The organism is Nonomuraea sp. NPDC005983, assembly GCF_040614375.1.
In the GTDB taxonomy this organism is placed as follows: Bacteria; Actinomycetota; Actinomycetes; order Streptosporangiales; family Streptosporangiaceae; genus Nonomuraea.
The window spans coordinates 1-12,679 of record NZ_JBEXUP010000205.1 but is presented as its reverse complement, the minus strand read 5'-3'; the positions used below and the strand labels follow the sequence as shown (position 1 = coordinate 12,679).

12 protein-coding genes are annotated in these 12,679 nt (G+C 70.9%); 5 read left to right on the top strand and 7 right to left on the bottom strand.

Annotated features, from left to right (window positions below):
- The 3 genes from ABZ297_RS43755 to ABZ297_RS43745 form a co-directional block, all read right to left on the bottom strand.
- A partial coding sequence (locus tag ABZ297_RS43755) for a serine/threonine-protein kinase (protein ID WP_355359467.1) occupies positions 1-1,225 on the bottom strand: 1,225 nt, incomplete at its 3' end.
- 119 nt (positions 1,226-1,344) lie between these two features.
- A complete protein-coding gene (locus ABZ297_RS43750) occupies positions 1,345-2,751 on the bottom strand; it encodes a serine/threonine-protein kinase (protein ID WP_355359464.1) in 1,407 nt (468 codons plus the stop codon).
- A gap of 21 nt (positions 2,752-2,772) precedes the next feature.
- Entirely contained in the window at positions 2,773-3,582 is an 810-nt protein-coding gene (locus ABZ297_RS43745) for a TIGR03619 family F420-dependent LLM class oxidoreductase (RefSeq protein WP_355359461.1), read from the bottom strand.
- Positions 3,583-3,678: 96 nt separating this feature from the next.
- Here ABZ297_RS43745 and ABZ297_RS43740 point away from each other — a divergent pair, with 96 nt between their 5' ends.
- The 4 genes from ABZ297_RS43740 to ABZ297_RS43725 all read left to right on the top strand — a co-directional run bounded on the left by ABZ297_RS43740 (position 3,679) and on the right by ABZ297_RS43725 (position 7,083).
- Positions 3,679-4,926 carry an LLM class flavin-dependent oxidoreductase gene (locus ABZ297_RS43740; protein WP_355359458.1) on the top strand — a complete coding sequence of 416 codons (1,248 nt, stop codon included), beginning with the start codon at positions 3,679-3,681 and terminating at the stop codon, positions 4,924-4,926.
- Positions 4,923-5,792, top strand: a complete 870-nt coding sequence (locus ABZ297_RS43735; protein ID WP_355359455.1) for a TIGR03619 family F420-dependent LLM class oxidoreductase — start codon at positions 4,923-4,925, stop codon at positions 5,790-5,792. The genes ABZ297_RS43740 and ABZ297_RS43735 overlap by 4 nt, the downstream gene beginning before the upstream one ends.
- 119 nt (positions 5,793-5,911) lie before the next feature.
- On the top strand, positions 5,912-6,709 hold the full coding sequence (locus ABZ297_RS43730) for a HipA family kinase (protein WP_355359452.1): 798 nt from the start codon (positions 5,912-5,914) through the stop codon (positions 6,707-6,709).
- The gene (locus tag ABZ297_RS43725; protein WP_355359449.1) at positions 6,706-7,083 is read left to right on the top strand and encodes a DUF3037 domain-containing protein; all 378 of its coding nucleotides are present in this window, start codon (positions 6,706-6,708) and stop codon (positions 7,081-7,083) included. Before ABZ297_RS43730 ends, ABZ297_RS43725 begins: the two co-directional genes overlap by 4 nt.
- 11 nt (positions 7,084-7,094) lie before the next feature.
- Here the strand turns inward: ABZ297_RS43725 and ABZ297_RS43720 are convergent, their stop codons facing one another.
- From ABZ297_RS43720 to dxr, 4 genes are all read right to left on the bottom strand, one after another.
- On the bottom strand, positions 7,095-7,937 hold the full coding sequence (locus tag ABZ297_RS43720; RefSeq protein ID WP_355359470.1) for a GNAT family N-acetyltransferase: 843 nt from the start codon (positions 7,935-7,937) through the stop codon (positions 7,095-7,097).
- A gap of 60 nt (positions 7,938-7,997) precedes the next feature.
- On the bottom strand, positions 7,998-9,578 hold the full coding sequence (locus ABZ297_RS43715; protein ID WP_355359446.1) for an alpha/beta hydrolase: 1,581 nt from the start codon (positions 9,576-9,578) through the stop codon (positions 7,998-8,000).
- Positions 9,579-9,750: 172 nt separating this feature from the next.
- A complete protein-coding gene (ispG, locus tag ABZ297_RS43710) occupies positions 9,751-10,917 on the bottom strand; it encodes a flavodoxin-dependent (E)-4-hydroxy-3-methylbut-2-enyl-diphosphate synthase (protein ID WP_350805199.1) in 1,167 nt (388 codons plus the stop codon).
- 41 nt (positions 10,918-10,958) lie between these two features.
- Positions 10,959-12,149: a 1-deoxy-D-xylulose-5-phosphate reductoisomerase gene (gene dxr / locus ABZ297_RS43705; protein ID WP_355359443.1), complete on the bottom strand. Its 1,191-nt coding sequence runs from the start codon at positions 12,147-12,149 to the stop codon at positions 10,959-10,961.
- A 201-nt stretch (positions 12,150-12,350) separates the two neighbouring features.
- On the opposite strand from dxr, the gene ABZ297_RS43700 reads away from it, so the two are divergent.
- The gene (locus tag ABZ297_RS43700; protein WP_355359440.1) at positions 12,351-12,617 is read left to right on the top strand and encodes a hypothetical protein; all 267 of its coding nucleotides are present in this window, start codon (positions 12,351-12,353) and stop codon (positions 12,615-12,617) included.
- Positions 12,618-12,679: the final 62 nt, after the last annotated feature.

The following is a 12,679-nucleotide window of genomic DNA, read 5'->3' as shown; positions in this document are numbered from 1 at the left end:
CGGCGGCGAGGCCCGCCCGCCTCCAGGCGCGGCCCCTGCCGTCGCCTGCTCCGTCGTCCCCGCCGCCGGGGGCGGGCGGCCACGGCGGGTCCTGTGACTGAGCCGGGGACTGCGCCGGGGCGGGCTGCGAGAGGGGCAGTTGGTAGCCGGCGGCCGCGCCCGTCGCCTCGGGCCGGGCGACGGGCGCCGAGCTGGACGCGGGACCGGCCCCGAACCGCCCATCCCACCGGGACGGCGCCTCAGGACCGTTCCCGAACCGCTCCTGTCCCCGCGACGGCGACGCCGCGCCGCCCTCCTCGTCGTGCCGGACCTCGGACTCGGCCCCGAACCGCCGGTCGCGCTGCGCCGGGATGGACAGCGGCGGCGGGAAGGGGTCCGCGCGCACGATGTGCGGCGGAGGCGAGCGCAGCACCTCGGCCGGCACGCCCTCGGAGCCGCCCAGCAGCGCCAGCAGCAGCTCCCTGCTGGTGGGCCGGTTGCGGGCGTCCTTGTCCAGGCAGGACTCCACCAGCTCACGCAGTTGCCCGTCGAGCCGTCCCAGAGCGGGCGGCGCCGTGAGGATGCGGTGCAGCACGGGCGCGACCGAGTCCTGCCCGAACGGCGCGGACGCGTTGGCCGCGAAGCACATCGTGGCGCCCCAGGAGAACACGTCGGCCGCCCCGGTCACCGCCGACGCGGTGATCTGCTCGGGCGCCATGTAGGCGGGGGTGCCCACCCCGCGCCCGCTCACGGTCGCCGCCGCGTCGAGCGCCCTGGCCAGCCCGAAGTCGATCACGCGCGGCCCGTCGGCGCCGAGCAGCACGTTCTGCGGCTTGAAGTCCCTGTGGACGATCCCGGCCCGGTGGATCGCCGCCAGCGCCGTCGCGGTGCCGACCGCCAGCCGCTCCAGCGCGCCCGCCCGGCGCGGACCCGTCAGCACGACCTCCCGCGCCAACGAGGGCCCGTCGACGTACTCGCTGACGATGTACGCCCGGCCCTCGTCGAACCCGGCGTCGATCACCTGGGCCGTGCAGAACCGCGCGACGTGCTTGGCCAGTTCCACCTCGCGCAGGAACGCGGCCCGTTCGTCGCCCACGGGCCCGTGCAGCAGTTTGACCGCGTAGCTCTCCCCGGCACTCGTGCCGAGGAACACCACGCCCTGGCCGCCCTCACCCAGCCGCCCGCGCAACTCGTAGGCTCCGAGTCGCTGCGGGTCCCCCGTTCTGAGCGGCTGCGCCGTTGGCACGGGGCGCCTCCCCTCGCCGCCACCCCATCTTCACCTTCCACTGAAAGCAAGGGAAGCCCAAAGGTCAACTGTGGCGGGGGCTTTCGCGGCCAATCGCCGCCTGACCGTGACACTCGAGGTCAGGAGGAGCGTGAGACCTTGCCCGAATAGGTGACTTCCCCGTCACCTTGCCGCGTCACCTTGATGACCACCTGGTTCGAGTCGGCCGACGGGAGCATCCGGAGGGTGCCCGGGTAGCACTGATCTCCGCTCACCTGGCCGAGCGTGAACACCAGCTCGCTGCTGGTGGGGCCGAGCCGGCCCGAGCAGTGCAGGTCCGCCCCCCACCGCATGCTGGACGTGCCGCCGCGGTCGAGGTGGATCTCGACGGGGAAGACGCGCCCGGCGGTGGGGTGTTCGGCCGATCCGGTCCACGTCCCGTCCAGGCCGGGGCTCTGCGCGCCCCTGAGCCAGAGGACGAACCCGGCCGCGCCCATGGCGACTCCGGCGACGGCGACGGCCACCTGCCACCAGCGCAGCCGCCTCCGGGGCCGGACACCCGCGGAGTCACCCCTCGTGGACTGCGGGTCCGCGCCGGGAGATGTGATCGTCCCCGACGCCGCCTCACCTCCCGGGCCGGTCGCCGCGATGACGGCCCCGACGCCGCCGGTCCAGGCGGGGGTCGCGCCGGTGCCGTCGGGTCGGGTGACGGCCACCCTTGCGCCCGAGGACAACACGTCGCTCCCCGCCTGCTGGCCCAGCAGCAGCCGCAGCACCTCCTCGGCGTCCGGCCGGTCGCCGGGCTCGGGCGCGAGGCAGGCGTCGACGATCTCGCGGAGCCGGCCGGGCAGCGCCCCGAGGTCCGGACTGCCGTACAGGATCCTGGCCAGCACCTCCTGGGCGGTGTCGGCCGTGAAGGCGTGCCTGCCGGTGGCGGTGTAGGCGACCGTCAGCGCCCAGGCGTACAGGTCGGCGGGCGGCCCGGCGGGTTCGCCCTTGATGCGCTCGGGCGACAGGTAGGCGGGAGTGCCGACGGGGATCCGGCCGGTGGTGGCCGTCGTGTCCGTCAGCCGGGACACGCCGAAGTCGATCACGCGCGGCCCGTCGAGGCCGAGCAGCACGTTGCCCGGCTTGAAGTCGCGGTGCACGACGCCCGCCCGGTGGATGGCCCCGAGGGCGGTCGCGGTGCCGATCGCCAGGCGATCCAGCGAGCCCCCGGTGCGCGGCCCGCTCGTGATCACATGTTCTCTGAGCGACGGCCCGTCGACGTACTCGCTGACCAGGTACGGCCGGTCGCCCTCCAGTTGCGCGTCGAGCAGCTGGGCCGTGCAGAACGGCGCCACCCGGCGCACCGCCTCCGCCTCGCCGAGGAACCTGCGCCGCACGGCGGGGTCGGCGGCCATGCTGGTGTGCAGCAGCTTGATCGCCACCGGTGTCGCGTTGTGCGCGTGGCCGAGGTAGACGACGCCCTGCCCGCCCTGGCCGAGCCGCCCTGACAGCCGGTACGGCCCGAGCCTGCGTGGGTCGTCGACGCGGAGCTCAGGCATAGGACGCGATTATGGCAGGGATCAGAGGAGGCGGGCGTACTCGTCCAGGAGTGAGAGCACGGCGTCGGGCGGGCCGCTGGGCAGCGTGGCCACCGCCTCCTCGATGCCGAGCCCGGCGTAGTAGTCGAGCTTCTCCCTGGTCGGCAGCGTCCCGAACGGGATGACCCGGGCCATCGGCCGCCCGGCCTTCTCGCACGCCTCCGCCAGGGCGGGCAGGGCGGCCCTGATGCCCCGGCCGCCGATCGGCATCCAGCCGTCGCCGTACTCGGCGATGTGCGCGAACAGTTTCGGGCCGGCCGCGCCGCCGAGGTACACGGGCGGCCCGGAGACCGGCTTCGGCCACGACCAGGACGGCTCGAACCCGTCGAACTCGGCCACCTCGTCGCGCCACAGCGCCCGCATGGCGAGCACGTGGAGCCGCGTGACGTCCCGGCGCGTCCGGTAGGCGACGCCGTGGTTGGCGATCTCCTCGACGTTCCAGCCGAACCCGACGCCGACCACCACCCGTCCGCCCGACAGGTGGTCGAGGGTGGCGATGGCCTTGGCGGTCACGATGGGGTCGCGCTGGGCGGCGAGCAGGACTCCGGTGCCGACGGTCAGCCGCTCGGTCGCGGCGGCGGCGAACGACAGGGTCACCAGCGGATCGAGCGTGCGCTTGTACTCCTCGGGAAGGACGTCCTGCCCGCCCGGGGGCGGAGTGCGGCGCGAGACCGGGATGTGCGTGTGCTCGGGGACGTAGAGCGAGGCGAACCCGCGTTCCTCGGCGGCTCTGGCCAGGTCGGCGACCGGCATGCTCAGGTCCGTGGTGAACATCGTGACGCCCAGCCGCATGCGACCCCCTCCTCTTATCAACCAAGCGATTGCTCGGCTAACATTTCTAGAGTAGCTTGCCGCACAGAGAAACGCCCCGCGGAAAGAGGTCTCCCGGTGAAGTTTTCCATTTTCCTGAATCCGCAGATCCCCGGCTCCGGATACGCCGCCGAGGAGAACGCCAGGGCCAGGCGTCCCATCGGGCGTGACACGGAGTCGTACCAGCGGCTGCTGCACGAGGTGCGGGAGATCGCCGTGCACGCCGACCAGATCGGGTTCGACGCGCTGATGATGACCGAGCACCACTTCCACTCCGAAGGCATGGAGTTCTCGGTCAACCCGCTGATGTTCCTCACCGACCTCGCCGCCAGGACCGAACGCATCCTGCTCGCGCCGCTCGGCATGGTCCTGCCCGCCTGGGACCCGATCAGGGCCGCCGAGGACGTGGCACTGCTCGACCAGTTCTGCAAGGGACGGCTGCGGCTCGGCGTGGCGAGGGGCTACCAGAACCGGTGGATGAACGTCCTGGGCCAGCGCTGGCACGCGGCGGCCGCCCGCTCCGACGGCTCCGCCACCGACACGCGCAACTTCGACGTCTTCGGCGAGGTCCTGAAGATCATGAAGATGGCGTGGACGCAGGAGACCATCCGCTACAAGTCCGACGTGCTCGACTACGAGGTGCCCTACCCCTACGACGGCATCGAGGGCTGGCCCGCGCTGGAATGGACGCGGACGTTCGGTGCGCCCGGCGAGGTGTCGGAGGACGGGAAGATCCAGGCCGTCTCCGTCTGCCCCCGGCCGTACCAGAACCCGCACCCGGAGCTCTGGCAGCCGTTCACGATCTCCGACCGCTCGGTGATCAGGGCCGCGCAGGAGAACATCCTGCCCTGGATGTTCACCCCCAACCCCGACGACCACGCCGCCAAGGCCAAGCTCTACCAGGAGGAGTCCGCCAGGCAGGGTCGCGAGTACAAGCTCGGCGAGCACACCGGCATCCTGAAGATCGTCGGCATCGCCGACACGACCGAGGAGGCGATCAACACCTTCGGCCGGAGCATCCCCAAGGACTTCGCCGCTTTCTTCGGCCCTTTCGGCTACCTGGAGGTGCTCCGCAAGAAGGAGGACGAGAAGCACCAGCCCATCTCCCCCGAGAAGGGCGACGCCAAGCGGATGAACGACGTCGAGATGGCCCTGTTCGGCACCCCCGACGACGTCAAGCGCGGCATCCAGCGCATGCTCGACCGGATGCCGCACCTGGAGTGGTTCGGCCTCTACATGCAGGGCCAGCAGGGAGTGCTGCCGCTCGACACGGTCAAGCGCAACCTGGAACTGTTCGCCACCAAGGTCATCCCGGAGTTCCAGTGAGATTCTGGCTTGGCGCGTCGTTCGCGGACACCGACCAGTTCGTAGAGCTCGCCAGGGCCGCCGAACGGTTCGGCTTCGACACGCTCACGCTCTCCGACCACCTCTTCTACGCGGACTTCCGGACGCCGTACCCGTACTCACGGTCGGGCAAGCCCCGCTGGGACGCCGCCACGCACTGGCCGGACGTGTGGGTGACGATCGGCGCGATGTCCTCGGTGACCAGCACGCTGCGCTTCGCCCCGAACGTCTACATCGCCCCCGCCCGCGACCTGTTCACCGTGGCCAAGCAGGTGTCCACGGCGGCGGTGCTCTCGGGCGACCGGGTCACGTTCGGCGTGGGCGTCGGCTGGTGCGAGGAGGAGTTCACGGCCACCGGCCAGGACTTCCACACCCGGGGGCGGCGGCTCAACGAGATGATCCCGGTGCTGCGCGAGCTGTGGTCGGGACGTGTGATCACGCTCGACGGCCTCCCCGAACTGTCCATCGCGCCGACTCCCGCCGAGCCGATCCCCGTGCTCGTCGGCGGCGACAGCGAGGCGGCGCTGAAACGGGCCGCCCGGCTGGGCGACGGCTGGATCGGCAACCGCATCTACACGGAGGAGCAACTGGACGAGGTGCTCGCCACGTTACGCGCCCTGCTGGACCGGCACGGCAGGACGGGAGACTTCGAGATCATCGCCCCGCTGGCCGCCATGCCGGACGCCGGCACCTATCGCCGCCTGGCCGCCAAGGGGGTCACCGGCACGATGGCCGCCCCGTGGTGGCTGGCCACTCCGGAGGAGAAGGCCCGGTACGGCGAGGGGAGCCTGGCACTCAAGATCGCCACCATGGAGCGCTTCGCCGAGGAGGTCATCGCAAAGATGTGACGCCCGCCAACGACGGCGGACCGGGCAACCCATGCGAAGCCGTACAAAAAGGAAGGGCCACAAACGCCGAACACAGCCGCGGATCACTCACGCAACACAGACCGGATACCCTCATGGGCGTGCTGGGAGAGATTACGGCGACGCGGTATGTGACGCCGCTCAGGGAGGGCGGGTCGCTGCCAGGGGTGGTAGAGGCCGACGACCTGGGCACCTACGTGGTGAAGTTCCGTGAGGCCGGGCAGGGCCGCCGCGTCCTGGTGGCCGAGATCATCGCGGGCGAGCTGGGCAGGCGGCTCGGCCTGCGCACCCCCGAGCTGAAGCTGATCGAGCTCGACGCCCAGCTCAGCGTCCGCGAGCCCGACGAGGAGGTCCAGGACCTGCTCAAGGCGAGCGTCGGCCTGAACCTCGCCGTCGACTTCCTCCCCGGCGCACTCGGCTTCGAGCCGCTCACCTGGGCTCCCGACGAGGGGTTCGCGTCCAGGGTGGTGTGGTTCGACGGGCTGATCCACAACATCGACCGGAGCTGGCGCAACCCCAACCTCCTGGTCTGGCACCGCGACGTCTGGCTGATCGACCATGGCGCGTCCCTCTGGTTCCACTACAACTGGAAGACGGCCGACCCGCAACGGCCGTTCGACGTCGGCGACCACGTCCTGGCGCCGTTCGCCACGGACGTCCACGCGGCGGGCGACGAGCTGGCGGCGCGGATCACCCCGGAGCTGCTCCAGACGGTGACCGCCCTGGTGCCGGACGTGTGGCTCGACGACGAGCCGGGCTTCGACTCGCCGCAGGCCGTCCGCGACGCCTACGTCGACCACCTGCTGAGCCGCGCGCACGGCCCACGCGAGTGGCTCACCGGGGTGCCGGCTCGCACCCCGGCGACCGGCTCCGGGCCCCGGAAGGGAGGCGCCCAGTGAGCAGGGACGTCTACGAGTACGCGGTGATCCGCGTGGTGCCGAAGGTCGAGCGCGGCGAGCTGATCAACGCGGGCGTCCTGCTGTACTGCCAGCCCCGCGACTACCTGTGCGCCCGCGTCGAGCTGGACGCTGCCCGGCTGCGCGCGCTGGACCCCGACGCGGACATCGACAGCGTCCGCCGGGCGCTGGACGCCTACGAGCTGGCCTGCGGCACGCAGGCAGGCCCGCTGGCCAGGGAGTCGCTGGGCGGCAGGTTCCGCTGGCTGACGGCGCCCCGCAGCACGATCGTCCAGACGGGCCCGGTGCACGCGGGCCTCACCGCCGACCCTGACAGCGAGCTGGCCCGGCTCTTCACCAAGCTGGTACGCCTCTGAGCACGTACCGGCTAGAACAGCACGGACATGAAGGTGTCGACCTCGTGGAAGCCCACCTTCCGGTAGACGGCCCGCGCCGAGTGGTTGAAGTCGTTGACGTAGAGCGAGACCACCGGCGCGAACGCGGCCAGCGCGGCCTCCACGACCGCGGCCATGCCCGCCACCGCGTGCCCCTGCCCGCGCAGGTCGGGGGCCACCCAGACGCCCTGGATCTGGCACGCCTGCGGGGTGACGGCGCCGATCTCCGCCTTGAACACCACGCGCCCGCCGTCGATGCGGGCGTAGGACCTGCCGATGCGGATCAGCTCGGCGACCCTGGTGCGGTAGAGGGCGCCGCCGTCGCCGAGGTTGGGTGAGATGCCCACCTCCTCGGTGAACATCGCGACGCAGGCCGGAAGGAGGATGTCGAACTCGTCCGGCCTGACCCGCCGCACCAGCGGGTCGGCGGCGACCGGCGGCTTCTGCGCGGTGGACATCAGCGGCTGCGCCCAGCGGATCGCCCGGGCCCTGCCCCAGTGCGGCTCCAGCCGCTCCCACAGCAGCGAGACCGCCTCAGCGGGCCCCACGATGGACGAGCAACGGCGGCCCTGCTTGCGGGCGCGGTCGGCGAAGGCGTGCACGGCTTCGGGACCGGCGTTGACCGGCACCATGTTCGCGCCGGCGTAACAGAGCGAGACGAGCCCGCCGCGCGACCCGAACCCCCACATCTGCCCGCCTAGCCTCGCAGGGTTCAGACCCACGGTCCGCACCCGCGAGGCGACGAAGACGTTGGTGACCGGATCGGTGTCGAGTAGGGCGAGCACTTCGTCCCGGTCGCTGTCGTCGAGCACGCGCGACACTGATGTACGCAGCATCACATGGTCAGACTACGCGAACGACCACCGATTAGCTCATCTGCTGGGGCGCACGGTACGTCATTCGTGATCCTGCGTCTGTTTCGAGGCCATTCGCGGCGCCGTCTGGGGTGCGTCATTCGCCGCGCAGGTCGCCCCCTTGGCCGGCACGCTGCCGTCGGTGAGGTAGTTGACCAGGTACTTGTCGACGCACTGGTTGCCGTTCAGCGACACGCCGTGGTTGCCGCCCGCCTCGACGACCATGCGCGCGGTGGGGAACCGGTTGCGCATCTCCAGAGCTCCCTGGTACGGCGTCGCGGCGTCGCCCTTCGACTGGATCATCAAAATCGGCGGCAGGTTCTGCGCCCCGCTCACCTGCACCGGCGTGCCACCGGGCACGGACCAGAACAGGCACGGCGCGTTGTACCAGGCGTTCGGCCAGGTCATGAACGGCGCCTTGCGGTTGACCCTGGACATGTCCTCGCGCCACTTGGCCCAGTCACGCGGCCAGCGCGCGTCGCGGCACTGCACGGCGAGGTAGACGGCGTAGCCGTTCTCGCCCTGGGCGTCGGGCTTGCCGTACTTGTTGAAGACGTTCACGAGGGCTTTCCCGTCGCCCTTGCGCACGTAGGCCGACCAGGCGGCGGCCAGGTCGGGCCAGGCCCCGTCGGTGTAGCCGCCGACGGTGAAGGCGTCGTCGAGCTCGCTCGGGCCCACGACCCCGGCCGCCGGACGGTCGCGCAGGCGGGAGCGCATCGCGTACCAGGCGAACGAGGTCTCCTTGACGGTGTCGCCGAGCTTGTAGACGGCGTTGTTCTTGGCCGTCCACGCGAGGAAGTTGCGGTGCCTGCGGTCGAAGGCGAGGTTCTGCGCCAGGTTGGCCTTGTACCAGACCCCGCTGGGATCGACCGAGCTGTCCATCACCAGGCGCTTGATCCGGTCCGGGAAGAGCGTCGAGTACACGGCGCCCAGGTAGGTGCCGTAGGAGTAGCCGAAGAAGCTGATCTGCGGCTCGCCCAGGGCCTGCCGGATGGAGTCCATGTCCCTGGCGGAGTTCTCGGTGCTCATGTGGGGCAGCAGCCACGCCCACAGGTTGCCGCACTTGTCGGCGTACTGCTTGGCCCGGTCGAGCAGGACGCGCTCGTCGCGCCGGGTCCGCGGCACCTCGTCGTGACGGGGGGCGGCGTAGAAGCGCTCCGCGTCCATGCAGTGCATGGCCGGCTCGCTCTTGCCGACCCCGCGCGGGTCGAACCCGATGATGTCGTACCTCTCGGCGAGCTTGGCCGGGAGCATCTCGGCCACGAACTCGGCCAGGGACTGCCCAGACGCGCCGGGGCCGCCCGGGTTGACCAGCAGGGGCCCGAGGTAGTTCCCGTCGTGCGGCACCTTCGCCTTGATCCGGTTGACCGCGATCTTGATCGACTGCCCCATCGGCTCCCGGTAGTCGAGCGGCACCCGTACGGACCCGCACTCGATGTCCACCGGGGCGGGCGGAGTCGCGGCCCCGGACGCCTTGGCGGAGCCCGTCTTCGTGGGACACGGCTGCCAGGTGACCTCCGGGCCGGTGCCCGTGGTACTTCGCGCCGCGGCGGCACCGTCGCCCTGCACGGCTCCGACGGCCAGCATCACCACGCCGGTCACGATCCCAACGACCCGCTTCACCCGACCTCCTCAATTCATAGCTCGGGTAATAGTGCCGTGGGTGATCGGGTGGTGACGTAGCGCATAGGCAAATGCTTACCGATTCGTGAGCAGAGCTTTGCTCGCCGTCACGACGAGAGGCCACCGCCCCTGTGCGGGGGCAGGTGACCTCTGCTGTCGGCGCCGGAGCGGGTCAGCTCACCGTGACCTCGACGCCGGGGGCGTCGTCCTCGAGGTCGACGTCCACGCCCATCTCCTCGGCGATCCGCAGCGCCTCCTCGATCAGGGTCTCGACGATCTGCGACTCGGGGACGGTCTTGATGACCTCGCCCTTGACGAAGATCTGCCCCTTACCGTTGCCCGAGGCCACGCCGAGGTCGGCCTCGCGGGCCTCGCCAGGGCCGTTCACCACGCAGCCCATCACCGCGACCCGCAGCGGCACCTTCAGCCCCTCCAGCCCGGCCTGGACCTGCTCCGCCAGCGTGTAGACGTCGACCTGGGCGCGCCCGCACGACGGGCAGGACACGATCTCCAGGCCGCGCTCCCTGAGCCCGAGCGACTCCAGGATCTGGGTGCCGACCTTGACCTCCTCCACCGGCGGGGCCGACAGGGAGACGCGGATCGTGTCGCCGATGCCCTCGGCCAGCAGCGCGCCGAACGCGACCGCCGACTTGATGGTGCCCTGGAAGGCGGGGCCCGCCTCCGTCACGCCCAGGTGCAGCGGGTAGTCGCAGCGGGCCGCCAGCAGGCGGTAGGCATTGATCATGACAACGGGGTCGTTGTGCTTGACCGAGATCTTGATGTCGCGGAAGCCGTGCTCCTCGAAGAGCGAGCACTCCCACAGCGCCGACTCGACCAGCGCCTCGGGGGTCGCCTTGCCGTACTTCTGCAGCAGCCGGGGGTCGAGCGAGCCGGCGTTCACCCCGATGCGGATGGGCACGCCGTGCTCGGCCGCGGCCTTGGCGATCTCGCCCACCTTGTCGTCGAATTTCTTGATGTTGCCGGGGTTGACCCGCACGGCCGCGCATCCGGCCTCGATGGCCGCGAAGACGTACTTCGGCTGGAAGTGGATGTCGGCGATGACGGGGATCTGCGACTTCTTGGCGATGATCGGCAGCGCGTCGGCGTCGTCCTGCGACGGCACCGCCACCCGGACGATCTGGCACCCCGATGCGGTCAGCTCCGCGATCTGCTGCAAGGTGGCGTTGACGTCAGCGGTGACCGTGGTGGTCATCGACTGCACGGAGACGGGCGCGTCGCCGCCCACCGGCACACTGCCGACCATGATCTGCCGGGAGTGCCGGCGTTCGGCGAGTGGCTTGGGACGGACCGCGGGAATGCCGAGTGCTACAGAAGACATGTCAACCCTTGTATTTCGACGACGGTAACCAGTTTAGGTAGCTAGCGAGACTGCCCGGCGGCGAGTTCGGACGCGCGGGTGCGGGCCCAGGCATCGGCGGCGAGCACCTCCTCCACCGACCCGGCAGGGGTGACGTCGTGCTCCTCGACGACCTTGGCGACGGTGTCGACGATGCCGAGGAACGGCAGCTCGCCACGGATGAAGGCGTCGAGGCACGCCTCGTTCGCCGCGTTGTAGACGGCGGGCGCGGTGCCGCCGGCCGAGCCGACGTGCCTGGCCAGCGCCACCGAGGGGAACGCCTCGTCGTCGAGCGGCTCGAAGGTCCAGGTGTGGGCGCGGGCCCAGTCGATGGGACGGGCGGCGCCGGCGATGCGCTCGGGGTAGCCGAGGGCCAGGGCGATCGGCAGCCGCATGTCGGGCGGGCTGGCCTGGGCGACGGTGGAGCCGTCGACGTACTCGACCATGGAGTGGATGATCGACTGCGGGTGCACCACGACCTCGATGCGGTCGAAGCCGAGGTCGAACAGCAGGTGCGCCTCGATGACCTCCAGCCCCTTGTTGACCAGCGTGGCCGAGTTGATCGTGATCATCGGCCCCATCGACCAGGTGGGGTGCGCCAGCGCCATCTCGGGTGTGACGTCGGCCATCTCGGTGCGCTTCATGCCTCTGAACGGCCCGCCGCTGGCCGTGATGACCAACTGCCTGACCGCCGCGGGGTCGTAGCCGCCGGGGCCGGACGCCCACAGGCACTGCTGCACCGCCGAGTGCTCGGAGTCGACCGGCAGGATCTGCCCCGGCTTGGCCAGCCGTTTCACCAGGGGCCCGCCGATGATCAGCGACTCCTTGTTGGCGAGCGCGAGCGTGCGGCCCGCCTCCAGCGCGACCAGCGTGGACGTCAGCCCGAGCGCTCCGGTGATGCCGTTGAGCACCATGTCGCACGGCCGCCCCGCCACCTCCGCGACGCCCTCGGGCCCCGCGAGGATCTCGGGGCTCACGCCGTGCGCCGCCAGCGCCTCCTTCAGCGCGGGGACGGCCGCCGGATCGGCCACGGCCACGCACGGGACGCCGAAGTCGGCCGCCTGTCTGGCCAGCAACTCCACCTTGCCGCCCCCCGCGGCGAGCCCGGCGACCCTGAACCTCCCGGGGCTGGCGGCGATGACGTCGAGGGCCTGGGTGCCGACGGAGCCGGTGGAGCCGAGCAGGACGACCGAGCGGAGGGAATCTGCATGCACTCGTCCATTGTCCCCGCTGCGGGTTGCGGCCGGGCACCGGCCCCGCCGAGCGCGGCCCCGAAATTCCGCAACCTCTGTGACGCCAGAGAGCAAAGTCGATTTATGCCGGAATATCGCTATATCCGTATGCGCAAATCTTGAGAAATCTGGATATTGGTGCCGCTACCTTCCAAGCTCAGATCCGGTTTCGGGAGGTACGTCATGCACCGCAGACTCGTTCTGCTCCCCGTCGTCATGCTCTGCGCGGGCAGCGTCCTGTTCAGCGCGGGGCAGGCCCAGGCGGCGCCCAGACCCGCCCAGCGGGCGGCCGCCGACACCACGTCCGAGCAACGGGCCGTGCTGCAGTACTGGACGCCCCAGCGGATGGAGGCCGCGCAACCGCTCGACGCCCCGTCCCCCAGGAGGAACATCAGGATGACCCTCGACGGGCCCGGGGGGGGCGCGCCCGCGCTGGCCCGGGGGCTGTGAGATGGCGGCAGCATATAAAACATAGCTGCAAATAATACGAAGTCTGTGCGGTGGGTGTATTT